Genomic DNA, 24700 nt, shown 5'->3' with positions numbered 1-24700 from the left:
CGCACGCTTCGGGTGCTCCTTGCCATCGTCGCCGTGGCTGGCGCCGGCTGCCAGTCACCGGTGACCACGAACGAGCTGGTCATGGACGACTTCGCCTACCGGCCGACCACGATCAACCTTCCCGCCGACACCGAAGGGTTCGAGCTCACCCTCACCAACACAGGGACCGTTCCACACGACTTCACCGTCGACGGCCTGCCCGACGACATCCTTGTACATCTTGCCGTGTTCGAGGACGCATCGGTGCCCTATCGGCTCCCCGCACTCCCCGCCGGGGAATACGACGTCTACTGCGCGCTCGAAGGCCACCGGGAAGCAGGCATGGAGGCAAGACTGCGAGTCAGGTGAGGGAATGCTCCGAAGCACCGGGGCAGGGCGGAGATCAGCGACTAGTCTTTCCTCTCCACGGCTGGCCGTGGGGACCGTCCATGCGAGGAGGGCGTGGTGCAGATCGATGTGCTCGGCCGGCTCGCGGTGCGGCTCGACCCCGACTCCCCGCCGATCCCACTGCCTCTGGCGGAGCGGAGCCTACTGGCGATGCTGGCGACGGCCGGAGGACGTGCGGTCAGCGCCGACCGCTTGATCGACGGGTTGTGGGGGGCGAGACTGCCTGCCGACCCGGTCAACGCGCTGCAGGTGCGCGTCGCCAAGCTGCGCCGGGCGCTTCCGGGGGCCGTGATCCACGAGCCGCCCGGCTACCGCCTCGCCGACGGGGTCGAGGTCGACCTCGTGGCGTTCGAGCGGCTCCTGGCGGCCCGGCGGTTCACCGAGGCGCTGGCGCTGTGGCGTGGCGACCCGTTCCAGGACATGATCGAGCTGGACTGGGCCCGGACCGAAAGCACTAGGCTGCTGGAGCTGCACGCGCACGCGCTGGAGGAGCTGCTGGAGCAGCGTCTGGCCGCAGGTGGCCACCAGCAGGTCATCGGCGAGGCGCAGGCGTTGCTTGCCGCGCATCCATTGCGGGAGCGGCTCCGCGGCCAGCTGATGCTCGCGCTGCACCGCAGCGGCCGCACCGCCGAGGCGCTGGAGATCTACCAGGACGGCTACCGCGTGCTCGACGAGGGCTTCGGTCTCCCGCCGTCGGCCGCGCTCCGGCAGCTGCAGGGCCAGATCCTGGCCGACGACCCCGCGCTCGCGCCGCCGGCAGCCGCGCAGGCGACCAGCGGCAACATCGGAGCCGCCCTGCACCCGCTGATCGGACGCCAGGCCGAGTTGCTTCAGCTCCGCGAGGCGCTCGCGGTACACCGCGTCGTCACGGTCACCGGTCCGGGAGGTGCGGGCAAGACCACCGTCGCGCTGGCGCTCGCACGCGAACTGACCAGCGCCCACCGTGACGGCTGCTGGCTGGTCCGCCTCGCTGAGCTGGCCGACGGCGCGGCGATCCCGACCGCCATCGCGCGGGCTATCGGCCTCGACGTCGGGCCCGACGCCGATCCCTCTACCCACGTCCGCCGTTGGCTGCACGAGCGCCGGGTTCTGCTGCTGCTGGACAACTGCGAGCACCTCATCGACGCGTGTGCGCACGTGGTCGAGGACCTGCTTGGCGCCGGCGACGGCGTCCGCGTCCTCGCCACCAGCCGTGAGGCACTCGGCGTGCACGGGGAGGTGCAGGTGCCGCTGCCGCCACTGCCCCCGGCCGACGGCTCCAGGCTGTTCGTCGCCCGCGCCCACGCGGTGCGACCCGGGCTTGGAATCTCCGAGGACGACCCCGTGGTGGCGCAGATCTGCGAGCGTCTTGACGGCATGCCCCTGGCCATAGAGCTCGCCGCGGCGCGCGTCGGCGTCCTGGTCCCCGAGAAGCTGCTCGCACGTCTGGACGACAGCTTCGGCGTCCTCACCGCGGGACCCCGGACTGCGGAGGCACGTCACCAGACGCTCCGGGCGGTCATCGACTGGAGCTACGACCTGCTGTCGGAGGAGGCGAAACGCCTGGTGCGCCGGCTGTCCGTCTTCGCCGGTGGCTGGACGGTGGAGGCGGCCGAAGACGTGTGTGCCGAACGCGGGGTCGTCGTCCTCGACCTGCTCGACCGGCTCGTCGCGCAGTCGATGGTCACCCTCACCGACGACGGCCGGTTCGGCCTGCTGCAGACCGTCCGGCTGTACGCCGCCGAGCAGCTCCGCGCCGACCCCGACGACGCCGAGCGCACCGGCCGACGCCTCGCGGACTTCTTCACCCGGTTCGCCGAGGAGGCCGAACAAGGACTCCGCGGCCCCGACCAGCGGCGCTGGCTGCTGCTGGTGGGCGTGGAGGAGGCGAACCTGCGGGCAGCTCTGGACTGGGCCGAGGCGCACACCGAGCACGAGGCCGACCTCGGGCTGCGGCTGACCGCCTCGCTCGGCTGGTACTGGTACGTCGGCCGACAAGCCGACGGACGAGGGCGGCTGGCCACCATGCTCGCCGCCGCGCCGCCGCGCCCGTCGGAGGCACGCGCGCGGGCGCTGCAGTCGCTGTCCTTGGTGCTGCGCCCCGCCGGCTGCATCGTGCACCCCCACGCGAACGCCGCGGCGGCCGCGCGAGAGAGCCGCGCGCTCCTCGAGGACCTCGGCCTGGAGGGTCCCGCGGCCGTCTCGGCGTTGCTCGCAGCCGTCGAAGGCGTCGCCGCCGCCGACCCGCTGCCGTCCGTGGCCGAGGCCGCGGCTGCGCGAGCTCGGCTGGCCGCCGTGGGCGACGCCTGGGGATCGGCGTTGGCCGACTTCGTCGAGATGGAGCTGCGGATGCACGCGGGAGACCCGGATGCGGCGATCGGGCTGGGAGAGCGCGCCGCCGCGGCCTTCGATCGGCTGGGCGACGCCTGGGGACGCTCGGCGGTGCGGCTGCACCTGGGCATGGCGATGCGTCTTGCGGGCCGGACCGACGAGGCCGAGCGGTTCCTGTCGGAGGTCGTGTCGGTCGCCACCGAGTGCGGCCTGCCGAACAACCTCCTGCGGGCGCTCGTGGAGCTCGGCGAGTCAGCATTGCACCGTGGGGACCCCGTCACGGCGGAGCGCAAGCTGTCAGAGGCCGAGCAGGTCGCCGTGCAGGTCCCGGATGCGACCTCCGAAGGGCTGATCGCACTCGGCCGCGGCACGGCAGCCCGGCTGCGAGGCGACCGTCCAGCCGCGAAGGCCCGCTACCTCGAGGCGATCGCGCACCTGGACGCCGGGGGCGTCGAGATCAACGCGGCCGCAGCGAGGGTTGGGCTCGGCGCAGCGCTGCTGGACGACGACGCCGTGGACCCGGGCGAGGTGACCGCGGTCTTGCTGGCGGCGCTCGACGCCGGGGAGCGGCACGCCGACGTGGGCGTCACGGCTGCGTCCTGCGAGCAGCTCGCGCGGGTTGCGGCGCGCGACGGCGAGGGTGTGCGCTGCAGCGCCATGCTGGCTCGGGCCTCGTCGCTGCGCCGCCTGCACCGGCTGCCGGCCCCGGCCGTGCAGCAGCGCGACGTCGAGGAGTGCGCGGACTGCGTCTGAGGTCACGGCTCGATGCGGAAGCCTGCCTCGACGATCGCCCGGCAGACCGCGTCGCGGGAGGCGGTGCCACCCATGCGGACCCGGCCCGTGCGGGCGTCGACCAGCAGCGTGACGACGCCCTCGACGTCGCGGATGCATGCACTGACCCGCCGGAGGGATTCGCGGTCGTCGACACCCACGACGATCAGCTCGAGCTCGTCCATGACACCGACGTTGCCGCGTGGGAATGTCCGGGGCCTGTCGGCTCCGGCACCGCAGCCCGGCGGCGTGGACAGCGGCTGGACAGTCGATGGACGGCGAGGCACCGCATGCTGCCGTCATGCGCACCACCACAACACCAGATCCTGTCCACCACGGCCCTGCCCACCACGGGGCCGCCCACCACGGCCCTGCCCACCACGGGGCCGCCCCCGCCGACCTGACCGTCACCCACACCCCTGATCACGACGCGCACGCCGGACACGCCGGACACGCCGGGCACGGTGACCACGCCGCCCTGTTCCGCGACCGCTTCTGGTTCTCACTGCTGCTGGCGATCCCGGTCGTCGCGATGAGCCACAACCTCCAGATGTGGTTCGGTTACTCCTTCCCGCACTTCACCGGTGACGCGCTGATCTCCCCCGTGCTCGGCACGCTGGTGTTCCTCTACGGCGGCTGGCCGTTCCTGACCGGCGGGATCGCCGAGGCACGCGAGCGCACTCCGGGGATGATGCTGCTGATCTCGATGGCGATCACCGTCGCGTTCGGCTCGAGCATGGCCGCCAGCCTCGGATGGTTCTCTGTCGAGGTCTGGTGGGAGCTGTCCCTCCTCATCGTCATCATGCTCCTTGGCCACTGGCTGGAGATGCGCGCCATCGGCCAGGCCCGCGGCGCGCTCGCCGCCCTTGCCGAGCTCCTCCCCGACGACGCCGAACGAGTGTCGGCGGACGGCAGCACCATCCGCGTCGCGGTCGCCGATCTGCGGATGGCTGACGTCGTCCTGGTCCGCCCCGGCGGTCGGATCCCAGTGGACGGCACCATCGTCTCCGGCACCGCCGATGTCGACGAGTCAATGCTGACCGGTGAGTCCAACCCCGTCGCGCGCGCCGAGGGCGACCGCGTCGTGGCCGGCAGCGTCGCCACGGATGGCGCGCTTCGACTGCGGGTCGACGCGGTCGGCGCCGACACGGCCCTCGCCGGCATTCAGCGCCTGGTCGCGGAGGCGGAGCTATCCCGCTCCAGGACCCAGGTCCTCGCCGACCGGGCCGCCGCGCTGCTCTTCTACGTCGCGTTGGCCAGCGGTGCCCTCACCATGCTGGTCTGGACCCTGCTCGGCCAGCCAGCCAACGCGCTCACACGGGCCGTCACGGTCCTCATCATCGCCTGCCCGCACGCGCTGGGCCTGGCCATTCCGCTGGTGACGTCGATCTCGACCGCCAAGTCCGCCCGCAGCGGCATCCTGGTCAAGGACCGGCTGGCGCTGGAGCAGATGCGCACCGTCGACGCGGTGCTGTTCGACAAGACCGGCACGCTGACCCGAGGCGCGCACACCGTTGTGGACGTCGCATCCGTCAGCGGTGACGACGAGGAGATCCTGGCCCTGGCCGCCGCGGTCGAAGCCGACAGCGAGCACCCCCTCGCCCGCGCCATCGTCGCTGCGGCGGCCACACGAGGCCTTCGTGCGCCTACGGCAACCGGCTTCAGGCCGCTCGCCGGCCGCGGTGTCCGTGCCCAGGTCGACGGGGCCACCGTCGCCGTCGGCGGTCCGGCACTGCTGCGCGAGCTGGACGTCGCAATCTCCGAGGCGCTCGCCAGTCAGATCAGCCGATGGGAGCGACGCGGCTCCGCCGTGCTGCACGTCATCCGCGACGGCGTCGTCCTCGGCAGCCTCGCCCTAGAGGACGAGATCCGACCGGAGAGCCGGGAGGCGGTCGCCGAGCTGCGGCGCCTGGGGATCACCGTCGGCATGATCACCGGCGATGCCCGCCAGGTGGCAGAGGCGGTCGCCGACGAGCTGGGCCTCACCGAGGTCTTCGCCGAGGTGCTGCCAGCCGACAAGGACGCCGCAGTCGCGGCGCTTCAAGCCCGCGGCCACGTGGTGGCCATGGTCGGCGACGGTGTCAACGACGCACCTGCCCTGGCACGCGCCGACGTCGGCATCGCCATCGGCGCCGGCACCGATGTCGCCATCGAGTCCGCCGGCGTCGTGCTGGCATCCGACGACCCCCGCGGCGTTCTCGGCGTGCGCCGCCTGTCCGCGGCCAGCTACCGCAAGATGATCCAGAACCTGTGGTGGGCCGCCGGGTACAACCTGCTCGCCATCCCGCTCGCCGCTGGCGTCCTCGCCTTCGCCGGGTTCGTCCTGCCGATGGCGGTCGGGGCGACGCTGATGAGCTTGTCCACCATCGTCGTGGCCGCCAACGCCCAGCTGCTGCGCCGCGTCGACCTGACCCCAGGAGGGCGGCGGTGACCCACGCCCCGCCCGTCGCCCCCACCCCACGCCCGTGGCCACCGCTCTGGTTCGGTGGCCACGCGCCACGGTCACGGGGTGCCGTCCTCCTCGACCGGGCGCTCGCCGGCATCGGCTGGACCGCCCTGATCGGCATCTGGTTCTTCCCCTTCTCCGCATCCGGGTTGATCGCCCCCGGCTGGGCCGTCCTGGTGGTCCAGGCGCTGTGGGTCGCCCACGCGCTGCTGGCCGCCCGGATCAGCCATCGCCACCCCCGTCTGGTCCCACTCGTGGTCCTCCAGGCGCTGCTCGTCTGGTACGCGTCCCTGACCCTCGGGGCAGCCGTGCTGGGCTGGAGCCCATGACCCCTCGGACCCACATCCCGATGACGCCGTCCCCCGGCCCCCCGCCTGAAGGAGCACCCACATGTCCACCGTCACCACCACCTCCGACCGTTTCCCCCGCCACACCTCCGCCACCACCAGCGGAGGCGTGGCGGAGCGCCTCGCCCAGCTGGAGTCCCGCAGCGGCCCCGTCGGGCCGATGGTGTCCACCATGGCGGGATCCCCCTCGACCCTGATCGGCTACCTCGAGCTCTCCCGTGCGATGGGCCGCAGCCGCCTGACTCGAACGCTCACCGAGCGGATCTCGCTGGCGGTGCAGTCCAACCTCGGTTGCGCGCTGTGCCTCACCGCCCATACCGACGCCGCGCGCCGCCTTGGAATCAACGAGGCCGAGATCGCGATGGCGAAGCAGGGAACCTCCGCAGACCCCCGGCTCGCCGAGATCGTCGCCTTCGGCTGGCAGGTCCACGTCGACCCGGGCTCGACCACCGACGACGACGTCGCCCGGCTCCGCGCGCTGGGGCTGTCCGACCGCGACATCCTCGACATCGTCGCCCTGGTCGCGCTGAACGTGCTCACCGGATCATTCAACCTGGTGGCCGGGCTCGAGCCTTCGCCCTGACTGGCCCCCGCACTGACGACCCCCTTCGCGGGCTCGGGTACCTCGACCCGCTCATCACGGAGCAGCGATGGCGGCCTGGAGTTCGTCCATCGCGGGCAACTCGCTCCGACTTCGCACCTTCGACGGAGAATGATCACCATGCCCACCACCCACCGCGTCCTCTGGATGGCCCTCGCCGTCCTCTGCCTCCTCCTGACTGCATGCAGCTCCTCGCCCCCCAGCGACGACGACACCGCAGCAACCCGAACCATCGAGGTGATGATGCGCGACATCGCCTTCGAACCGACCAACATCACCGTGGCCGACGGCGAGACCGTCCGCGTGCAGTTCGCCAACGAGGGCACCCTCGCCCACGACGCGTTCGTCGGGGACGAGGCCGCCCAGGAGGCCCACGAGGAGGAAATGGCCGAGATGGCCGACATGGACCACGGGACAGACGACTCCGACGCCGACGGCGTGACCGTCCAGCCCGGCGAGGCGGCCGAACTGCTCGTGACCGGCGGCCCGGACGGCACCCTCATCGGCTGCCACCAACCTGGCCACTACGCCTCCGGGATGGTGATCACCGTCCAGCCGGCCTGAGCCGAGCAGGGTGCCGGTCGTGCAGGAAGAACGACCTCACCGTGCTCACCGGCGAGACGCGTTGGACCACGGCATCGGCAGAAGGGGTTATTCCGACAACTCATCCGGGTATGGCCCGCGGCGCGGACATCTGGTGTCGCTCGCCCGCGATTGCCTTGCACCGTTCCCGAACCCGACTGCACAGGAGCTGAACTGATGACATCCGACCAGGCCGACCAGCACCACGCAACCGACGGTGATCACGACGGCTCGGGCATGCAGAAGGGCATGTACCTGCGCTTCGGCGCCATGATCCTGACCGCGATCGTGGTCATGTACTGGGTCATGTTCGTCGGCTCGTGGGAGCTGAGCCACGTCCGGTTCAGCCAGAGCCGCGTGTTCATGGCAATCACCATGGGCGGCACGATGGGCTTGGTCATGCTCGCCTGGATGCTCAACATGTACCGCAGTACCAAAGTCAACATCGCCATTGTCGTGGTCAGTCTTCTTGTCTTCGCCGTCGGCGTGACCCTCGACCGCAGCCAGGCCACTGTCGATGACGGCGCGTTCATGAAGGCGATGATCCCTCACCACTCCTTGGCCATCACCCGCTCCGAGCGGTTCAACAATGACGACGTTCGAGTGTGCGATCTGGCCGTGGCGATCAGCGAAGCCCAGCGCCGTGAGATCCTGGAGATGGACTGGCTGATCGAGGACATTGCCGAAAACGGCGCCGCGACAACTCGCGAGGAGGCCAACACACGACCCGTACCGGACTTCGACCGCCCCGCCGACCGACAGTGCCCAGCCGAGTAGTACGTGGTGTGCGATATTCCTGGCAACGACACCTCTGGGTCAAGCGGGTGCCCGGTCGCCGGACACCCGTTTGCCCCCCCCCTACGGCGCTGGCGGGAGCTTCTCCAGCCACACGGCGCGCCAGTAGGAGTAGATGCCTCTGGCGCAGAGGCGGTGGTAGTCGCCGGGGCAGACAATTCCGTCCAGCACGTAGGCGTCAGACTTGAAGTCGATCATCCTGCCGGTGCGCTCGTCGATGATGCGATCGACGCGTTGGAGCACGGTGGCCTCCTGTCCACAGAAGCGGAGTTCCTCGACATCGAAGATGAGGCCGCGGTTGGCGTTGTTCGCGTCCAGGGTCGCCTCGATCTCCTCTCGGCTCTTGATCCGCACGCGGTCGCCGGGTCGTAGCTCGAACGGGGCAGGCGGTGTCTTCCGAAGGGAGCCTTGCACGGCCGGAAAGGTCGCGCCCCCGTTGACCTGGAGCCGTCGTGGGAGCCGGCGGCTGAGGACCTGGTACTTGTTGACCAGCGCGACGAGCATGACCTTCACCAGCCGGCGCAGCCCCCAGTTGCGCACGTGATGCGGGTACTGCGCCAGTCGGGTGAATGGCAATGGCCGCGTCGCGTCAAGGATCTCGGTGGCCTGGCACAGATGGGCCGGGCTCTCGCCATCGGTGTTGCGTCTGGTCGGGGCCACCAGCGGCAGGAGCCGCTCCCGCTGCGACGGCGTCAGCTGCTCGCCGCAGCCTGGTAGCGCCCGGACACTGTCGGGGTCAAGACGTTCCAGCCACGCGGCCTTCCAGTGGATCAGACACCGTGCTTGGCATCCGCCGTGAGCAGATCCGTCACAGCGAACGCCGGAGAGGAACACGGCGTCATCCATCTCTCGAAGGTCAGCCCGGCCGTCGCAGGTCACCTTTGCCGTCTTGTGCACGCGCATGGTCTGACCGCAGTAGGTGAGCATCTCCGGCATGAAGGGCAGTCCTTCAAGCCGTCCGTCAGCATCAAGGGTCGCAATGATGTCCTCGGCGGACCTGACCGCAACGAGATCGCCCGGCCGAAGCGGCACCTGACGGGAGGGGATCACGACGATGCCTCCGCTCGACACAACGGTCGGTTGAGTGGGGGCGACGCTGTCGGAGGCCCGACTGGTTCGAGTTGGGTCTGGCCGACGGGGCTGGTGGCCTGGACGGAGTCACGAAGGACCTCGATAGGCCAGGCGAACAGTGACAGCGTGTCCACGGGCTGGTCTGTACCGCTGTCAGGGGCGGGGTGTGCGGATTGCAGCGCTGAGTGGGCCGCGTCGGGCGCGGCGAGCAGGCCGAGCAGCACGAGGCTGGCCGGCATCGGTCGCCGGATCTGGTTGGGGGTGGTCATGGCGATGCGTTCCTTGGTCGCGACTCGTTGGGACCATCCGGCAGGAGCCAGTGGTCGCGGGTCGCACCCGAATGCAGCGAGGCGGGTCAGCGGTGCACGCGAACCACGGGTGGTCGCGTGACGAACGCCCGGGCGGGCTGGCGCGCCGGGTGCGGACGCAGCAGCACGGGCCGGGCGACCCGCTGTCCTCTAGATCCGGAGGATGGCGAGCAGCGCGAGCCGCGAGGGATGACGCTTCTGGGGACGGCCTGCGCGGGTGCCGGGCATCACCGGGCCGGTTGATTGATCGGCGGACCGGTTGCCGCGCACAACTGCGACGAACGCCAGAGCCCAGAGCAGCACCAAGCCGGACAGGCGCGCGGTGGGCTGCCCCCTCCGGTGCTCGCTTTCGGCCGGCGCGGCGTCCTCCGGATGCCCGGTGTGGCCATCGGCATCAGGGACGTAGGAATGGATGTGTTGCCCACCGTCCCCGATGGCGTCGAAGTGGGGATGTGCCACGAGCACGCCAAGGCCCTGCGTCACCACGATGACGCTCACGCAGAGGAGCACGAGCACGCGCACCATGCGGACTATATCGGCAGGTTGCGGCACGACCCAAAGTCGTGGATACCCCCAAGGGGCAACGCTCGGTCAGGGTTCGAGCGAGGATTCCTCAAGGCAACGACATCTCACGCGCGGTTCACCCATGACGCCGACGAATCGCACCGGTCACATCGGAGCGGCCCACGAAGCGAGCGCGACGCGGCCCACGAAGGCCAGAACGGCAACGACGGCGGCCATGGTGACGATGCACGGATCCTCCATCGTGTGTCAGAGGGATCCCCACAGCGGGTCGGTGGAGCCAGCACGGTCGCGATGCGCGGCGCCAAGCTGGCGTCGATCAACAGCAGTCGCCCGATGCCCCTGGCTGGTCAGGCCGCAAGCAGGGGCGTACCCCGTGACTGCGGCCCACCACGTCCTCGCATCAGCGATCTGCTCGTCGGTCTGACCGTAGTCAGCCCAGAGGATCGCCTCGCCGTCGTCCGTAGCTGCGAGCCGGGCGACGTCGTCAGCCGGACTCCGCGTAGCCGCGATCACGGGGCTGCCGGAGAGCCGGTCGGGGTTGACTTCGATGTGGCTGAGGTCACGTTGCCGCGCAGCCCACCTCGTCGCAGATGGCTGCCGGCTGACCTCGGCAGCGAGGTAGTGGCCGCGGGGCGCCAGCTCCCGGACGTCATCGACCGGACCGTACGTCCCCGCACTGACATCACGCGTCAGGCGGGAGCGCTCGCTGTGCCTGCATCGTCATGGCGCTGAAGGATGTCGGCGAGCAGCTCTCGTTGGGCCGCCGAGAGCGGTGGGGCCCGGTCGACGACCTGGCGCACGTAGTCCGCGACGTCCGTGGCGCCGCGCCCGTCAGTCGCGCTCCGACCAGGAACTGGCGAGGACGTCGTCGTGCGCAGGACCGGATTGCGATCGTCCGTACCGACGGACGACGTTGACGACCGCGAGCTCCTTGCGCGCCCCTCCTCCTGAGCCTTCGTCGGCAGCCGTGTCGCCATCGCGAACTACGACGCAGGCACCGCCCGTGCTGTGTCAGGAATCTCCGCCAGCCACGTCGAAACCGCGAGCCATCGCAGCGCCCGAACGTCTTCCAGGATCCTTGACACAGACAGCCCCTCGGCCCCGTCACACCAGACACGCGTCTTGCAGTTCGAGGTGGGCTGTGGGCCGCGCGTCCTGGTCGGTCGGCGTGTCGGGGGTGGTGTGGGTGACGGTGTCGATGCGGGTGATGTCGGCTGGGCATGGCTACCGGTACCTGACGTCGTCGGTCGCCATCGGCGATGGGCAACGTCAGTCCGGGTTGCCGTTGACGGCCTACTACACCGCGGACGGCACCCCACCCGGGCGATGGCTCGGCAGCGGCCTGGCCGGCCTCGGGGACGGCCGCATCCGGGCAGGTGATGTGGTGGAGGAGGCCCAGCTGGCGTTGCTGCTGGGCGAAGGGCGCGACCCGATCACCGGCGCCCCGCTGGGTCGTGCCTACCCCCAGTACCTGTCCCGGGCGGAGCGGGTGGCGGCGCGGGTCGCCCGGCTCGATGGGGGGCTGGATCGTGAGCAGCGGGCCGCGGCCATGGCGTCCATCGAGTCGGCAGAGGCCTCGCGACCGACCCGTCGCGCAGTTGCCGGGTTCGACTTGACCTTCTCGGTCCCCAAGTCGGTGTCGGTCCTGTGGGCCCTCGCCCCCGCTGAGGTGCAGGCCAAGATCGTCGCTGCCCACCATGCGGCCATCGACGATGTCCTGCGGCTGTTCGAGGCGGAGGTGGCCGCTACCCGGATGGGCGCGGATGCCGGGGATGGGGCGGTTGCCCAGGTCGACGTCACCGGCGTGAGCGCAGTCGCCTTCGATCACGTCGACTCCCGTGCGGGGGATCCACAGCTGCACACCCATGTCGTGATCGCCAACAAGGTCCAGACCGCCCTCGATGGCAAGTGGCGATCCCTGGATGGCCGGCCGGTGCATGCGGCGATGGTGGCGCTGTCGGAGCACTACCGAGCGGTGCTGGCCGACCACCTCACCCGCACTCTCGGGCTCACCTGGCACCAACGCGACCGTGGCGCTGATCGCAACGCCTGTTGGGATCTCACCGGCGTCCCCGAGGAGCTGCTCGAGCTGTTCTCGTCGCGGGCTGCGGCGATCGGGGCGGTCAAGGACGACCTGGTCGCCGCCTACGTCGCCGAACACGGCCACCAGCCGACAGCCCGGACGGTGCTGAAGCTGCGGCAGCAGGCCACCCTGGCCACCCGGCCCGACAAGACGGTGACGCCACTCGCAGCGCTGATGACCAGCTGGCGGGAACGGGCCTCTGCCGTCCTCGCCCGGCCCGCCGAGGACTGGGCAGCCGGTCTGCTACACGACGGCCAGCGCAGACAGCAGCTGCTCACCGCCGACGCGCTGTCGGAGGCAACCGTTGCAGGCGTTGCAGCTCAGGTCGTGGACGTGGTGGGTGAACGACGGTCGACGTGGCACCGATGGAACCTGCACGCCGAGACATCCCGCCAGCTCACCGGCGTCCGCTTCGCAACCACCACCGACCGTGAGCGCCTCGTGCGGCGGATCGTGCACGCAGCCGAACAGCAGTCCGTCCGTCTCACCCCGCCCGAACTCGCCACCGTCCCCGCAGAGCTCCGCCGTGCGGATGGGACCAGCGTGCTGCGACCCCGTCACAGTGAGGTGTTCACCTCAGCCGAGCTTCTCGCCGCCGAGGACCGGCTGCTCGACCTCGGCCGCACCACCACCGCACCGACCCTTCCTCCCCACACAAGCGACCAGGCCGTGACGGCGGGTGGGCTCGGGAACGATCAGGCCGCCGCGGTGACCGCAGTGGCGACGTCGGGGCGGGTTGTGGATGTGCTGATCGGCCCTGCCGGCGCCGGCAAGACCACCGCCATGCGCACCCTCCGCCAGGCCTGGACCAGCCTCTACGGCGCCAACTCGGTGATCGGCCTTGCCCCATCCGCGGCCGCCGCCGAGGTCCTCGGTCAGGACCTGGGCGTCCCGGCGGACACGCTCGCCAAGTGGCTGCACGACCACCACGCCGGCAACGCGACCCTGACGGCCGGGCAGCTGGTCATCATCGACGAAGCGTCCCTGGCCGGCACCCGCAGCCTGCACACCATCGCCGACCACGCCGCCACCGTCGGCGCCAAGGTCCTCGTCGTCGGCGACCCCGCACAGCTCGCATCCGTCGATGCCGGCGGCGCCCTGCAACTCCTCGCCCGCGACCGCGACGACGTCGCACACCTCACCGACGTCCGCCGCTTCACCCAGCCCTGGGAAGCCGCCGCAACCCTGCAACTACGCGACGGCAACCCCACCGTCCTCGACACCTACAGCCAGCACGACCGGCTGCACGACGGCGACACCGAACAGATGCTCAACACCGCCTACACCGCCTGGCAGACCGACCAGGCCGCCGGGAAGCACAGCCTGCTCATCGCCCCCACCCGCGATCAGGTCCTCGCCCTCAACATCCGCGCCCAGGCCGACCTGATCGCCTCTGGCCACGTCGACGCAGCGGACACGGTGGCGTTGCACGACGGCACCACCGCCGGGGTCGGCGACGTGGTGGTGACCCGTCGCAACGACCGGCGCCTCCACGGCGCCGGCGGGTGGGTCCGCAACGGGGACCGCTGGCGCATCACCGCCCTGCACCCCGACGGCACCGTCGACGTCCGCCGCCAGCGCCTGCCGTCCAGCAGCCCGACACGACTGCCCGCCAGCTACGTCGACGCCCACGTCGAGCTGGGCTACGCAACGACCGTGCACCGGGCGCAGGGCGCGACGGTGGACACCGCTCACGCGATCGTCGGTCCGGGGATGACCCGGGAGACGCTGTACGTCGCCATGACCCGCGGACGACAGTCAAACGACGCCTACACCTGCACCGACACCCTCGACATCGAAGCCCACCAGCACACCGACGCACCGACCGGCTGGGCGGTACTGGCCGGCGTGCTCGCCCGCATCGGTGCCGAGGCGTCCGCTCACCAGATGATCACTGCCGAACAGGACCGCTACGGCAGCATCGCCCAGCTCGCCGCGGAGTACGACACCATCGCCGCCGCAGCACAGCGACCGCGCTGGACCTCCCTCATCCGTGCATGCGGTCTACGCGAGGACCAGGTGGAGGCAGTCATCGCCTCTGACGCCTTCGGACCGCTCTGCGCCACGCTGCGCACCATCGAAGCCCACCGCCTCGATGTCAGCGCGCTCCTGCCACGACTCGTGCACGCACGACCGTTGGAGGACGTCGATGACATCGCCGCGGTCCTGCACCACCGGGCCCAGACTGCCGTGAGCACGTTGGCCAAAAAGACCCGAGCCCGACCACCTGATTTGATCGCCGGACTGATCCCTGTGGTCACAGGATCCATGTCCGGCGACATGCGAACCGCACTCGACGTTCGTCAACAGCTCATCCAGCAGCGCGCCGAGGAGCTCGGCCGGACCGCTCTGGCCGATGGCGCCAGGTGGACGCGCCACCTTGGCCGACCCCCCGTCGATGCACACCGACGCCGGGAGTGGTTCGGTGACCTGGCCACCGTCGCCGCCTATCGCGACCGTCACGCCGTCACGGGCGATGCGCCACTCGGTCGAAGGCAGTACGTCGAACCGACGCCGGGACGCTCCTTCGCCATGGCTGCGATGCGTCGCGCTCATCAGACCGCCATCGCAGAGCAGTACCGCCCAGATGACGTGGGCAGACGGCATCAACGCACCCTGGAAGGACCCGGTCGTGGCATCTGACACCACCCTTGGATGCGCTGCCCGATGTCAGGCGTGGTCGGGCGGATATCATCGCTGTATGACGATGACAGCGGTAGATGTAGATACTGAACCGGCGTTGTTCTCGAGCGCGACCAGCTTGTTCCGGAGCCTCGGGGACCCGACGCGGCTGGCGATCCTCCAGCTGCTCGCCGGCCGCGCCCAGCGGGTCGTGGACCTGACCGGCCAGCTCGAGCTGGCCCAGTCCACCGTCTCAGCGCACTGCGCGTGCCTGCGGGACTGCGGCCTGATCGTCGGTCGGCCGGAGGGACGGGCGACGGTGTACGCCCTGGCGCCGGAGGTGGAGCTACGGCGCCTGCTGGCCGCTGCGGAGGATCTACTGGCCGCGACCGGTCACGCCGTCGCCCTGTGCCCCGCCTACGGCGACGCGGTGACGGGATGACGGCGACCGACCTCCGGCAACGTGGCCCTGCGCGTCGCGCGGTGCGGCTGGAGCAGCTGACCATCGGCTACAACGTGGTCGAGGGCGTCATCGCCGTCGGCGCAGGCGTGGCCGCGGGCCTGGTGTCACTGATCGGCTTCGGGGTGGACTCTGGCATCGAGGTGGCCGCCGCCGGCGTGGTGCTGCACCGACTGCTCTCCGAGCTGCGCGGTGGTGAGGTGGACGAAGCCGCTGAACGGCGATCGCTCAAGTTCATCGCCGCGACGTTCTTCGCCCTGGCGGCCTACGTCACAGTCGAGGGCGTCATCCGCCTGCTCGGGGATGAGACGCCAGACGCCAGCCCAATCGGTGTCGCCCTGACCGGCGCTTCGGTGGTCATCATGCCGTGGCTGGCCCGCGCCAAGCGCCGCGCCGGTGAGGCACTCGGCTCCAGACTGGTCATCGCCGACGCCGCCGAGACACGGCTGTGCGCATGGCTGTCGGTCTCCACCTTCGCCGGTCTGCTGGCCTTCAGCCTGTTCGGCTGGACGTGGCTGGACGCCCTGGCCGGCTTCGTCATCGCCGGCTTCGCGGTGATGGAGGGACGCGAGGCCTGGGAGGGCAAGATCGACTGCGGTGACGATGCGTGCGGTTGATCAGCCGAGATCGATCGATGGATCGGTCCCCGTCGCAGCCGCTCGCACCTGCTCACGCGACCAGTTGGGGTAGGCAGCGGGCAGGTCGTGTGCGGCGGACGGGTGTCGGGCTGTCCGCACGCACCGGTGGGCGCTGGCCAGCCGCTGCGCCCGCCCGGCCACCGGGATGGGATCCTCTGCCCCGTCGGCCAGCAGCACCGGCACCCCCCGTTCGTCGAGCTGCTCCAGTGCGGTCTCCCACTCGCCACGGATGATCAGCCCCTCCATGCCGCCCAGGTAGGCCGGCCAGGTGTGCAGCACCCCGTGTCGGGCCAACCGCACCGGCCACTGCGGCGACACCGCGGTCCACAGCCACTGCGCGGTGCTGCGGTACTCACACATCAGTGCGCAGGTGCGCTCGGCCAACCCGGTGTCCAGCCCGAAGAACCGCTCGAGCGGGCCCAGGCGGGCGATGTGCCGCTCAGCCTCCTCCCGGCTGTCGTACAGCGGGGCGCTGAACGCGACCACCCGGACGGTCTCCGGACGACGGGCAGCCCAGTGCAGTGCCACCAGCGTCCCCATGGAGTGCCCGACCACCGTCAGGGGGCGGCCGGTCAGACCCAGCTCGTCCACCATCGCGTCCAGCGCATCCAGGTGTGCCTCCCGGGAGAAGTCGCCGCGGTCGACGTCCATCGATGCGCCGAAGCCGAGGAGGTCCGGCACCACCACCTCCGCGTCCTCCGCGAGGACGTCGTAGCCGCCGCCCCACCAGTCACCCGACGCGGTCAAGCCGTGCAACAGCACGATGACCGGCCGATCCTCGCCGGCACCCAGACGCCGTACGGCCAGCCCGCCGGCCCGCCCGCGCTCACCCGACGGTGGCGACCAGCCGCGGACCGCCGGCGAGGTCACGTGGCGCACCAGCCAGGAGCCCGCAGCCAGCGCAACGACCGACGCCACGGCCGCCGGCGGAGACGGCCTCATGGCGAGACCCCCAGATGCGCCGCCAACAGGTCGTCCAGCTGGGCGGCCTCGACGGCGCCGGTGTGGCGGTAGGTGATCTGACCGTCGGCGTCGACGAGCAGCGTGGTCGGCATGCCGAAGCCACCGATCGCCGTGAAGTACTCGGCCATCGGATCGCGAGCCTGGTCGTAGGTGACGTCAAGTTCGGACAGGAACTCCAGAGCGGCCTCCTCGTTGTCCTGCACGTTGATCCCGATGAAAGCCACCTCTTCCCCAAAGCACCGTTCCGTATCCCGCAGGACGGGCATCTCCTCCACACAGGGTCCGCACCACGTGGCCCAGAAGTTGACCAGCAGCGGCCGCCCCTCGTAGGCACTCAGATCCACCTCCGGTCCGGGACCCAAGGGGAGCAGGGGCCCTGGGAGCAGGTCCTCCGGGACCTCCTCGACCGCCGGACCGAGTCCGGGTGGCGTGGACAGCTGTGGCTGGAAGACCGTCGCCACGCCGCCGTCGGACCGCAGCCCGGCGGCGACGGCGGCACCGACGCCCGCGACGACCAGGACGACCAGTCCGAGGACCGCCCACCGCGCGACCGGACGACGACCACGATCGGCCGTCCCCAGATCGTGCGCGTCGGGCAGCCCCAGCGACATCGGGTCAGCCCTGCGGCTGGCGGTGGGTCCGCAGCTGCTCGGACACGGCCGCCTGCTGGGATTCGAGCTGGCGCAACCGCTCCCGGAGGGACTCCTCCGACGAGTCGTCGGCCGTGTCCTCCTTCGCAGCGTCACCCGGCATCATCATCTTCATCATGACGACCATCGACAACGGGCAGATCGCGAGGAACAGGATCGGCAGCGCCGCAGCGAACCAGCCGGGGGCGACCAGCCACACCCCGGCGGCGACGGCCACCATCGCGGCGATCACCTTGGGGTGCATGCACATCTTCAGCATCTTCATCGTGACTCCAGTCGAAGGCGCCCTTGTCGGCGCACCAACCACTATATGGCGTAGTAGATCAGGTTGCCGGACGGCCCTTGCCGAAGCGACGCAGCCGCAGGGACTTCGTGCCACGCTGACGCTTGAGAACGCCATGGCCGCGCCGGCGATGATGGGGTTCGACAGGCCGAGGGCCGCCAGGGGGATGGCGAGGTGCCTATGGCGATGCCCAGGTCGGCCTGCGCCAGCGCAGGGGCGTCGTTGACGCCGTCCCCGACCATCGCCACGACCTCGCCCTGCGCCTGCAGTCGCTGCACCTCCGACTGCTTGTCGGAGGGCAGGGCCTCGGCCATCACCCGGTCGATGCCCACGCCGTCGGCCACCGCCTGTCCGGTCCGGGCGTTGTCGCCGGTGATCATGGCCACCGTCAGGACATGTCGTGCAGCCGGTCGACGATCGCCGCGGCGTCATCCTTGACGGTGTCGGCCACCGCCAGGCCCCCCGCAAATCACCCTCCCAGCCGGCGACGACCGCCGTCTTGCCGGCGGACTCCAGCGCCCGGGCCCGGTCGTCGAGGTCCTCGGCGAGGATCAGGCCGGCCTCGGCCAGCAGCTTGCGCCGACCGACCCAGACCATGACGCCATCGACGTCCGTACGCACACGATGCCCGGCGAGCGCCTCGTCGCTCCCCGCTGGGAGGGTGTCGTCCCGGGACCGCGCAGCCGTGGTGATGGCCTGGCCGATGGGGTGCTCGCTGTCGGCCTCGACCGCACCGACGCGACGCTGCAGCTCCTCCTCAGTGGTGGCAGCGGCCTGGACGTCGGTCAGCGACATCCGCCCCGTGGTCAGGGTTCCGGTCTTGTCGAACACCACCGTGGTGATGGTGCGGATTCGCTCCAGCACCTCCACGCCCTTGATGAGGATGCCGATGTTCGCCCCGCGGCCCGTCCCCACCATGATCGCGGACGGGGTCGCCAGGCCCCGGGCGCAGGGGCACGCGATGATCAGCACCGCCACTGCGGCGACCAGCCCACCGATGCGCCTCACCCTTGCCGGCCTGGGCGTTGGCCACCAGCTTGACGATCTGAGCAGCTCGGCGTGCCGCTTCGGGTCCCGGAAGTGAGAGGTGCCGCCATCCACGAGCAGGTCGCCAGCGGAAGGCAGGCCGAGGGGACAAGCGTTCCTGACATCACATCGTAGAGGGTTCTCCGCCCGGGCCCGCAAGCACGGCAATGACCGGCAAGCGGATGGTTGGTGTTCCAGTCCGTGCGGTAAGGTGCCGACGATCCAGTGCACGCTACGACGACGAATAGGAGATGCGATGGCGAAGGATCCGGTCTGCAACATGATGGTTGAGGAGGGCGACGCCGTCGCGACGGTCGACCACGACGGCTCGACGTACTACTTCTGCAGCAAGGACTGTGCGGAGGAGTTCGAGGAGAACCCCGAGGACTACACCTGACGCCCAGCCCGTAGACGATGCTGCTCCCACTCGCGGGTGTCCTGACCCTGTTCCTGGGGGCGTCGGCTGCGGTGCTCGTGGGCCGCTGGGTCGACGGCGCACTCGGTCGTGCCCCCCTCTCGGAATCGCAGATGGTCCCGTTCACCGGGGGCCGCGAGCCGCAGACGCATGCATGGAACCGCTACCACGTGCGCTACTACACGATGGCGGTGCTGTTCCTGGCCTTCGACATGGAGATGGTCTTCATGTACCCGTGGGCGGTCGTCTACGTGCAGGAGGGGGTGACCGCGCTCATCGAGATGCTGATGTTCATCGTCATCCTGCTCGTCGGCGTGCTGTACGCCTGGCGTGAGGGGGCGTTGTCGTGGCAGTGATGGGCGTGGTGCGCCGCCTCGCGGCGGCCACCCCGGTCCCGGTCCTCGTGCTGCAGGGCAGTGGTGGCGGACCTGCCGGTGACGCCGAGCGCCTGCGGCGCGATCCGCGGCTGGACGTCGTCGACTCCCCCCGCCACGCAACCGTCCTGCTGGTGGCCGGTGCCCTGCCGCCGGAGCTCCATGAGCCCGCAGCACTCGTGCACGACGCGCTTCCACACCCGCGGGCCACCGTCCGTTGGGGGGATGCGGATGACGGATGGGGGACGTCGCTGGCGTTGCGGCCCACGGCGGGCGACGACGACGTCGCCGCCGCGGTCCTCGAGGTGCACCGTGGCCTGATCGACGGCACCCGGGACTCTGAACCGCCACTGATGTCATCCACGAGCCGTGAGCCCTGGCGTGGTGTCGGGCCCTTCGGTCATGGCGGCTCGGGGATGACGGGCGGGGTGCCACACGGCCGGCCGTTGCCCGATCGCGCCGACGACCTGCGGGACGGTCTGAAGCTGGACGCCCTGTCGGTTCCCGTCGGTCCGTTCTACGCGCCGTTCCCCGTGGGGCTGATGCTCGACGTGGTCCTGCAGGGCGACCTCGTCCAGGAGGTGCACGTCCACGGCAACCCCTTCCTGGCCGTGTCCTCCTCCCCCACCGACGTCTTCGCTCGCGCGGCCACCGAACCGGTGCGGGTCGCCGCCCTGGAGCAGGCCCGCGTGGTCCACCACCTGCGGGCCATCGCCCGCACCCTGCGCCTCCTCGGTCTGCACGCCCTCGCGGCACGGATGGTGCAGCACACCGACGGGCCGCCCGAGGCGCTGCTCTCTGCCGGTCCTGGGCTGGCGCGGCTGCTGCGCCGGACCTCGGTGGAACGGTCCCTGCCCCCGTGCGGCACACTTGCGGACACCACATGGGACGGGCACGGGTTCGCGGCACGTGCCGCCGGATCCTGCAGGGATGCCCGGTCTGCTGACCCGTCCTACGACGACCTCGGCTTCACCCCGGTGTGTGGCGAAGGCGGTGACGTCAGGGCCCGGTGGCGTCAGCGACTGGCCGAGATCGACCAGTCGATCGCCCTCGCTGCGGCCGCGGGGACGCGGCTGCACGAACCCGGACCGGTGGTCGAGGACCCGGCATCGGTCACCGCCGAGCTGCTGCCGATGCTGCCCGACCTGCTCGTGGGGTTGGAGTGGGGGGATGCCGTCGCGGTCGTGGACAGCCTCGACCTGGACCTTCGCCGCACCGCGCCAATCGATCAGGTGGCGACGTGATCGGCGTCATCTGGGCCGCCGTCGGGCTGACCGTCGGGGTCATCGGCTTCGTGGCAGTCGATGCCGCTGTCGGGGCGGGTGTTGCCCGCGCCCCCATCGGTCCCGCCGTGCAGCAGCCATGGCGACGAGGCGCGCTGCAGTTCCTGCAGCAGCGCACGACCACCGAGCGCCCCGATGCGCAGGCCTGGGCCGTGGCCCCTGCGCTGCTGCTGGGACTCGCTGCGGTCATGGTCTCGGTCGTCCCGATCGCGCCCGAGACCGTGCTGGCGCCGCTGTCCCACGGCATCGTGCTGTTCGGCGCCGCGGCCGCGCTGGTGCTGATCGCGGTGTTCCTGCAGGGGTGGGCGCCCAACAGCCCCTTCCCGATGATCGGGGGCTACCGCATGTTCGCCCAGGCGCTGTCGGCCATGATCCCCTTCGCGTTGGTGCTCATCAGCACGGCCCTGCCGGCGGAGTCCCTCGGCGTCGACGCGATCGTGGCCGACCAGGAGGGCCTGTGGAACGTCGTCCGTCAGCCCCTCGGCCTGCCGATCTACCTGGCGGCGGCGGTCGGCGTGCTGTTCTACGGTCCGCTGGCCACCCCTGCGGGCGCTGACCTGGCGGGCGGGGTCGAGCTGGAGGCATCGGGCGTCCAGCTGCTCCTGTGGCGGATCGCCCACCGCGGCGTGGTCGTCGGCGCCTGCGCCGTGGGGGCATCGGTGTTCCTCGGGGGCTGGCACGGTCCCCTCCTGCCGGGTGTGGCGTGGGTCGCGATCAAGACGCTCGCGCTGCTCGCCGTCCTGTCAACAACCCGTCATCTGCTGCCGCGCGTGCGGACCGAGCGCTACGTCGTCCTCGCGTGGGTGGGGCTGCTGCCGCTGGCGCTGCTCGACGTGTTCCTCACCGGCTGGTGGCTCCTGTGAGCTTCGGCCCGGTGGCCCACGGCATCGGCGTCGTCCTCGGCGCCGTCGCGGTCATCACGGGCTGGCTGGTGTTCCGCACCGATTCGATGGTCCGCGCGTCGTTCTGGCTGCTGGCGTCCTTCGTCAGCGTCGGCGGGATCCTGGTGCTGCTCAACGCCCGGTTCCTGGGCTTCTCGGTGATGCTGATGATGGCCGGGGAGATGGCCGTGATGGCCATCTTCATGGTAATGCTGATGATGAACCCGGCCGGGCTGAACCCCATGACGATGGTGCACCAGCACACCGTCGCAAAGGTCTCCGGGGTGGTGGCGTTCCTCGCCCTGGCCGTCGTCGGGGTGCTGGTCGACTTCCCCGACCAGCCCGCGACGCAGACGTCGGCGGAGGTCACCGAGCAGCTGGGGGTCGAGGAGCTCGGCGACTCGATGCTGGTGTTCCAGACCGCCGGTGCGACGCTGCTGGCCACGATGATCGGATCCATCGCCATCACCAGCCGGCGGGGCCGGTACGGCAACGCCGAGGAGGGGTCCGCCCCGCCGTCCCTGGTGCCCCTCGACGCGGACGCGCCGGAGGAGACGTCATGACGCTCGACGTGCTGATGGTCGTCGCCGCGGCGCTCGTGGGCGTCGGCGTGTACGGCGCCATCAGCCAGCAGTCCTTCGTGATGATCATGATGGGCATCGAGCTGATCATCAACGGTGCGCTGCTGGCCGGTGCGGCGCTGTGGGCGCATGCCGCAGGAGGCGTCCCCAAGGGCCAGATGCTCGGGGTGGTCGTCCTGACCGTCATGGCGGTCGAGGCCGCGCTGGGCTTCGCGGTCATGGTGGGCATCTACCGCGTCCGCAAGGCAGACATCACCGAGAAGACGAAGCGACTCCGCGGGTGATCGCCGCCGCGATCCTTCTGCCGCTCGTGGGCGGTGCCCTCCTGTGGCCACTCGGGATCCGGGTCACCCCACCCCGTCGGCGGGGGGTGCTCGGGGCCGGCGCCATCAGCCTGCTGGCCGCCAGCCTCGCGGCGGCGGTCGTGGCCGCCGTCAGCGACGGTCGGCTGGACGTCGTCTGGTCGTCCCAGCTGTCGTTGACCTTCGCTGCTGACGGCGTCGCAGGGGTCGTCGCCGCGCTCGTGCCGGCAGTGGCCGTGGTGGTGGTGGCCTACGCCAGCGTGCACGAGGACGTCAGGGGGCTACCGCGGCTGCTGGGTCTGATGGTGGCCTTCACCGGCGCCATGCAGATGGTGGTGCTGGCGGCCGACCTCCTCGCCCTCACCATCGGTTGGGAGCTCGTCGCCGCCTGCTCCTGGGCGCTGATCGGCTCGGCGTGGAGCTCCTCCGATGCGGTCGGCAAGGCCGCCCACGCCTTCAACGCCACCCGCGTCGGCAGCATCGGGCTGATCCTCGCCGCCGGGGTCACGTTCGCCTCGACCGGGTCGTTCGCCTACGACGCCATCGGTGACGTCCCCCGGCCGATGCTCGACGCAGTCGCCGCAGGCGTCCTGCTGGCGGCGATGTCGAAGTCGGCCCAGCTGCCGTTCTCACCATGGCTGTTCTCGGCGATGGCGGGACCGACCTCGGTGTCGGCGCTGCTGCACTCCGCGACCATGGTCGCGGCAGGGGCCTACGCCCTGATCGTCCTCGGTCCATCGTTCTCGACCGTGGGCTGGTTCGGACCGGTGGTCACGGCGGTCGGGTTGGCCACGGCGCTGGTCGGTGGTGTGGTCGCGCTCGGCGAGGTCCGCGGCAAGCGGATCCTCGCCGCCTCCACCGCCGCGCAGTACGGGCTGATGTTCGCCGCCGTCGGCATGGGCGCCCCGGCTGCGGCTGCGGCACACCTCGTCGCCCACGCGCTGCTCAAGTCCCAGCTGTTCCTCGCCGTCGGGGTCGGGATGTCGGCGACGGGCACCGGTGACGTGCGTCGCTGGCATCTGGGCAGCCGCATGCCGACGGTGGCGGTCGCCGCCGCGGTCGGTGCGCTGGCGCTGGCCGCCGCCCCGCCGCTGGGCGCGGCGTGGACCAAGGAGCAGATCGTCGCCGCCGCCGTCACCGCCGGCCCCGTCCCAGGGATTCTCGCGTTCCTGGCGGGTCTGCTGTCGGCGGTGTACGCACTGCGGCTGCACCTGCTGGCGTTCGGGCGCGACCGGACCAGGCCCGCGCCAGACCCCGACCGGCCGGATCCGCACCGGGTGGAGGTCGCCGTGATCGTCCTGCTGGCGGTGGCCTCCGCAGCCCTCGGGGTGCTGTGGCTGCCCGGGGCCCGTGAGGTCGTCGAAGGGCTCGTGGGTGGCACGATCGACGCGGGCCATCCCTGGGAGCTGGTACTGGCCGTGGTGCTGGTGCTCCTCGGCGCTGCGGTCGCGGTGTGGGCGGTCCGGCGGGAGGGCGACGTCCTCCCCCACCGCCTGGCCGATGCTGCGGCAGGTTGGTTCGGTGCGACGACGGCGGCGCAGCGCCTGGTCGTCACCCCCGTGCTGGCCTCTGCAGCGGTCGCAGCCCGGTTCGACGACGCCGTCCTGGACCTGCCACCCCGCCTCGTCGCCCGTGCTGCAGGCGGGTTGACGTCGGTACTCCCCCGGTTCGACGACCGTGTCGTCGACGGCGCCGTCCGCACCGTCGCCGCCGCTGCACGGGCCGCGTCCCGCGGGGTCACCCGGACCTTGGAGCTCGGGGTCGACGGCATCGTGGCCGCCATCGCCGCCGCCACGACCTGGATCGGTGACATCTCCCGTCGGGGTGATGACCGCGGCGTCGACGGCGCGGTCGAGGCCATCGCGGAGCGGATCGGCGCCGCCGGCACCCAGGCCCGTCGGTTGCAGACGGGTCTTGCACACCACTACTACGTCATCGCCGTCATCGGGCTGGTCGTCCTGTTCGGCGTCCTCCTCGACACCTGACGGCCACACGG

The 24700-nt window shown here is 70.9% G+C and carries 24 protein-coding genes and 1 pseudogene; 17 read left to right on the top strand and 8 right to left on the bottom strand.

Annotation, left to right across the window (positions count from 1 at the left end; genetic code table 11):
• The first annotated feature begins 12 nt into the window (after nucleotides 1–12).
• Nucleotides 13–348 carry a cupredoxin domain-containing protein gene (locus tag CUC05_RS07080; RefSeq protein WP_157965311.1) on the top strand — a complete coding sequence of 112 codons (336 nt, stop codon included), beginning with the start codon at nucleotides 13–15 and terminating at the stop codon, nucleotides 346–348.
• Nucleotides 349–444: 96 nt separating this feature from the next.
• Nucleotides 445–3450, top strand: a complete 3006-nt coding sequence (locus CUC05_RS07075) for an AfsR/SARP family transcriptional regulator (RefSeq protein WP_157965310.1) — start codon at nucleotides 445–447, stop codon at nucleotides 3448–3450.
• A 2-nt stretch (nucleotides 3451–3452) separates the two neighbouring features.
• Here the strand turns inward: CUC05_RS07075 and CUC05_RS07070 are convergent, their stop codons facing one another.
• Entirely contained in the window at nucleotides 3453–3653 is a 201-nt protein-coding gene (locus CUC05_RS07070; protein ID WP_108665359.1) for a hypothetical protein, read from the bottom strand.
• A 116-nt stretch (nucleotides 3654–3769) separates the two neighbouring features.
• Between CUC05_RS07070 and CUC05_RS07065 the strand changes: the two genes are divergently transcribed.
• The 5 genes from CUC05_RS07065 (at nucleotide 3770) to CUC05_RS07045 (ending at nucleotide 8221) form a co-directional block, all read left to right on the top strand.
• Nucleotides 3770–5899: a heavy metal translocating P-type ATPase gene (locus CUC05_RS07065; protein WP_108665430.1), complete on the top strand. Its 2130-nt coding sequence runs from the start codon at nucleotides 3770–3772 to the stop codon at nucleotides 5897–5899.
• Nucleotides 5896–6243, top strand: coding sequence for a hypothetical protein (locus CUC05_RS07060; protein ID WP_108665358.1), 348 nt, complete (start codon nucleotides 5896–5898; stop codon nucleotides 6241–6243). Before CUC05_RS07065 ends, CUC05_RS07060 begins: the two co-directional genes overlap by 4 nt.
• 61 nt (nucleotides 6244–6304) lie before the next feature.
• Complete coding sequence (locus tag CUC05_RS07055) at nucleotides 6305–6844, top strand: carboxymuconolactone decarboxylase family protein (protein WP_108665357.1); 540 nt, start codon at nucleotides 6305–6307, stop codon at nucleotides 6842–6844.
• A gap of 138 nt (nucleotides 6845–6982) precedes the next feature.
• Nucleotides 6983–7426, top strand: a complete 444-nt coding sequence (locus CUC05_RS07050) for a cupredoxin domain-containing protein (RefSeq protein ID WP_157965309.1) — start codon at nucleotides 6983–6985, stop codon at nucleotides 7424–7426.
• 195 nt (nucleotides 7427–7621) lie between these two features.
• Nucleotides 7622–8221 (top strand): DUF305 domain-containing protein, encoded by a 600-nt coding sequence (locus CUC05_RS07045; RefSeq protein WP_205712178.1) that lies wholly within the window; start codon nucleotides 7622–7624, stop codon nucleotides 8219–8221.
• Between the two features lie 81 nt (nucleotides 8222–8302).
• Here CUC05_RS07045 and CUC05_RS07040 read toward each other — a convergent pair whose 3' ends face one another.
• From CUC05_RS07040 to CUC05_RS26085, 3 genes are all read right to left on the bottom strand, one after another.
• On the bottom strand, nucleotides 8303–9289 hold the full coding sequence (locus tag CUC05_RS07040) for a hypothetical protein (RefSeq protein WP_108665355.1): 987 nt from the start codon (nucleotides 9287–9289) through the stop codon (nucleotides 8303–8305).
• A gap of 479 nt (nucleotides 9290–9768) precedes the next feature.
• Complete coding sequence (locus CUC05_RS07030) at nucleotides 9769–10143, bottom strand: hypothetical protein (RefSeq protein ID WP_108665353.1); 375 nt, start codon at nucleotides 10141–10143, stop codon at nucleotides 9769–9771.
• A 246-nt stretch (nucleotides 10144–10389) separates the two neighbouring features.
• On the bottom strand, nucleotides 10390–10692 hold the full coding sequence (locus CUC05_RS26085) for a DUF433 domain-containing protein (RefSeq protein ID WP_420810895.1): 303 nt from the start codon (nucleotides 10690–10692) through the stop codon (nucleotides 10390–10392).
• Between the two features lie 592 nt (nucleotides 10693–11284).
• Between CUC05_RS26085 and mobF the strand changes: the two genes are divergently transcribed.
• The 3 genes from mobF to CUC05_RS07010 are packed head-to-tail and all read left to right on the top strand — an operon-like array spanning nucleotide 11285 to nucleotide 15925.
• Nucleotides 11285–14869: a MobF family relaxase gene (gene mobF, locus CUC05_RS07020; protein WP_205712177.1), complete on the top strand. Its 3585-nt coding sequence runs from the start codon at nucleotides 11285–11287 to the stop codon at nucleotides 14867–14869.
• Nucleotides 14870–14927: 58 nt separating this feature from the next.
• Nucleotides 14928–15290, top strand: a complete 363-nt coding sequence (locus CUC05_RS07015) for an ArsR/SmtB family transcription factor (RefSeq protein WP_108665351.1) — start codon at nucleotides 14928–14930, stop codon at nucleotides 15288–15290.
• On the top strand, nucleotides 15287–15925 hold the full coding sequence (locus tag CUC05_RS07010) for a cation diffusion facilitator family transporter (protein ID WP_108665350.1): 639 nt from the start codon (nucleotides 15287–15289) through the stop codon (nucleotides 15923–15925). The genes CUC05_RS07015 and CUC05_RS07010 overlap by 4 nt, the downstream gene beginning before the upstream one ends.
• Here CUC05_RS07010 and CUC05_RS07005 read toward each other — a convergent pair whose 3' ends face one another.
• The 4 genes and pseudogenes from CUC05_RS07005 to CUC05_RS26080 form a co-directional block, all read right to left on the bottom strand.
• Nucleotides 15926–16888: an alpha/beta fold hydrolase gene (locus CUC05_RS07005; RefSeq protein ID WP_108665349.1), complete on the bottom strand. Its 963-nt coding sequence runs from the start codon at nucleotides 16886–16888 to the stop codon at nucleotides 15926–15928.
• Nucleotides 16885–17520, bottom strand: coding sequence for a TlpA family protein disulfide reductase (locus CUC05_RS07000; RefSeq protein ID WP_108665348.1), 636 nt, complete (start codon nucleotides 17518–17520; stop codon nucleotides 16885–16887). The genes CUC05_RS07005 and CUC05_RS07000 overlap by 4 nt, the downstream gene beginning before the upstream one ends.
• A 4-nt stretch (nucleotides 17521–17524) precedes the next feature.
• Entirely contained in the window at nucleotides 17525–17824 is a 300-nt protein-coding gene (locus tag CUC05_RS25525) for a DUF2933 domain-containing protein (RefSeq protein WP_108665347.1), read from the bottom strand.
• A 58-nt stretch (nucleotides 17825–17882) separates the two neighbouring features.
• A pseudogene (locus CUC05_RS26080) lies at nucleotides 17883–18841 on the bottom strand (HAD-IC family P-type ATPase); the annotation flags it as partial.
• Between the two features lie 283 nt (nucleotides 18842–19124).
• Between CUC05_RS26080 and CUC05_RS06985 the strand changes: the two are divergent.
• The 7 genes from CUC05_RS06985 to CUC05_RS06955 are packed head-to-tail and all read left to right on the top strand — an operon-like array spanning nucleotide 19125 to nucleotide 24689.
• On the top strand, nucleotides 19125–19265 hold the full coding sequence (locus CUC05_RS06985; RefSeq protein ID WP_108665427.1) for a YHS domain-containing protein: 141 nt from the start codon (nucleotides 19125–19127) through the stop codon (nucleotides 19263–19265).
• 17 nt (nucleotides 19266–19282) lie between these two features.
• Nucleotides 19283–19639 carry an NADH-quinone oxidoreductase subunit A gene (locus tag CUC05_RS06980; RefSeq protein ID WP_108665346.1) on the top strand — a complete coding sequence of 119 codons (357 nt, stop codon included), beginning with the start codon at nucleotides 19283–19285 and terminating at the stop codon, nucleotides 19637–19639.
• Complete coding sequence (locus CUC05_RS06975; RefSeq protein WP_108665345.1) at nucleotides 19639–20901, top strand: NADH-quinone oxidoreductase subunit D-related protein; 1263 nt, start codon at nucleotides 19639–19641, stop codon at nucleotides 20899–20901. Before CUC05_RS06980 ends, CUC05_RS06975 begins: the two co-directional genes overlap by 1 nt.
• Entirely contained in the window at nucleotides 20898–21803 is a 906-nt protein-coding gene (locus CUC05_RS06970; RefSeq protein ID WP_157965306.1) for a complex I subunit 1 family protein, read from the top strand. Before CUC05_RS06975 ends, CUC05_RS06970 begins: the two co-directional genes overlap by 4 nt.
• The gene (locus CUC05_RS06965) at nucleotides 21800–22384 is read left to right on the top strand and encodes an NADH-quinone oxidoreductase subunit J family protein (protein WP_205712173.1); all 585 of its coding nucleotides are present in this window, start codon (nucleotides 21800–21802) and stop codon (nucleotides 22382–22384) included. Before CUC05_RS06970 ends, CUC05_RS06965 begins: the two co-directional genes overlap by 4 nt.
• Complete coding sequence (locus tag CUC05_RS06960) at nucleotides 22381–22686, top strand: NADH-quinone oxidoreductase subunit NuoK (RefSeq protein WP_108665343.1); 306 nt, start codon at nucleotides 22381–22383, stop codon at nucleotides 22684–22686. Before CUC05_RS06965 ends, CUC05_RS06960 begins: the two co-directional genes overlap by 4 nt.
• Nucleotides 22683–24689, top strand: a complete 2007-nt coding sequence (locus tag CUC05_RS06955) for a proton-conducting transporter transmembrane domain-containing protein (RefSeq protein WP_108665342.1) — start codon at nucleotides 22683–22685, stop codon at nucleotides 24687–24689. Before CUC05_RS06960 ends, CUC05_RS06955 begins: the two co-directional genes overlap by 4 nt.
• Nucleotides 24690–24700 lie beyond the last annotated feature (11 nt).

It is taken from the genome of Euzebya rosea (genome assembly GCF_003073135.1).
Classification (GTDB): Bacteria; Actinomycetota; Nitriliruptoria; order Euzebyales; family Euzebyaceae; genus Euzebya; species Euzebya rosea.
Note: the sequence above shows the minus strand (reverse complement) of the source record. Positions and strands in the feature narration are given on the sequence as shown.

Excerpts from the sequence above, each read along its gene's own strand:
- CUC05_RS07070 (WP_108665359.1), bottom strand. The coding sequence starts at position 3,653 with ATGGACGAGCTCGAGCTGATCGTCGTGGGTGTCGACGACCGCGAATCC.
- CUC05_RS07065 (WP_108665430.1), top strand. The coding sequence starts at position 3,770 with ATGCGCACCACCACAACACCAGATCCTGTCCACCACGGCCCTGCCCAC.
- CUC05_RS07055 (WP_108665357.1), top strand. The coding sequence starts at position 6,305 with ATGTCCACCGTCACCACCACCTCCGACCGTTTCCCCCGCCACACCTCC.
- CUC05_RS07050 (WP_157965309.1), top strand. The coding sequence starts at position 6,983 with ATGCCCACCACCCACCGCGTCCTCTGGATGGCCCTCGCCGTCCTCTGC.
- CUC05_RS07045 (WP_205712178.1), top strand. The coding sequence starts at position 7,622 with ATGACATCCGACCAGGCCGACCAGCACCACGCAACCGACGGTGATCAC.
- CUC05_RS07030 (WP_108665353.1), bottom strand. The coding sequence starts at position 10,143 with ATGGTGCGCGTGCTCGTGCTCCTCTGCGTGAGCGTCATCGTGGTGACG.
- CUC05_RS07015 (WP_108665351.1), top strand. The coding sequence starts at position 14,928 with ATGACGATGACAGCGGTAGATGTAGATACTGAACCGGCGTTGTTCTCG.
- CUC05_RS07010 (WP_108665350.1), top strand. The coding sequence starts at position 15,287 with ATGACGGCGACCGACCTCCGGCAACGTGGCCCTGCGCGTCGCGCGGTG.
- CUC05_RS07005 (WP_108665349.1), bottom strand. The coding sequence starts at position 16,888 with ATGAGGCCGTCTCCGCCGGCGGCCGTGGCGTCGGTCGTTGCGCTGGCT.
- CUC05_RS07000 (WP_108665348.1), bottom strand. The coding sequence starts at position 17,520 with ATGTCGCTGGGGCTGCCCGACGCGCACGATCTGGGGACGGCCGATCGT.
- CUC05_RS25525 (WP_108665347.1), bottom strand. The coding sequence starts at position 17,824 with ATGAAGATGCTGAAGATGTGCATGCACCCCAAGGTGATCGCCGCGATG.
- CUC05_RS06985 (WP_108665427.1), top strand. The coding sequence starts at position 19,125 with ATGGCGAAGGATCCGGTCTGCAACATGATGGTTGAGGAGGGCGACGCC.
- CUC05_RS06980 (WP_108665346.1), top strand. The coding sequence starts at position 19,283 with ATGCTGCTCCCACTCGCGGGTGTCCTGACCCTGTTCCTGGGGGCGTCG.
- CUC05_RS06975 (WP_108665345.1), top strand. The coding sequence starts at position 19,639 with ATGGGCGTGGTGCGCCGCCTCGCGGCGGCCACCCCGGTCCCGGTCCTC.
- CUC05_RS06960 (WP_108665343.1), top strand. The coding sequence starts at position 22,381 with ATGACGCTCGACGTGCTGATGGTCGTCGCCGCGGCGCTCGTGGGCGTC.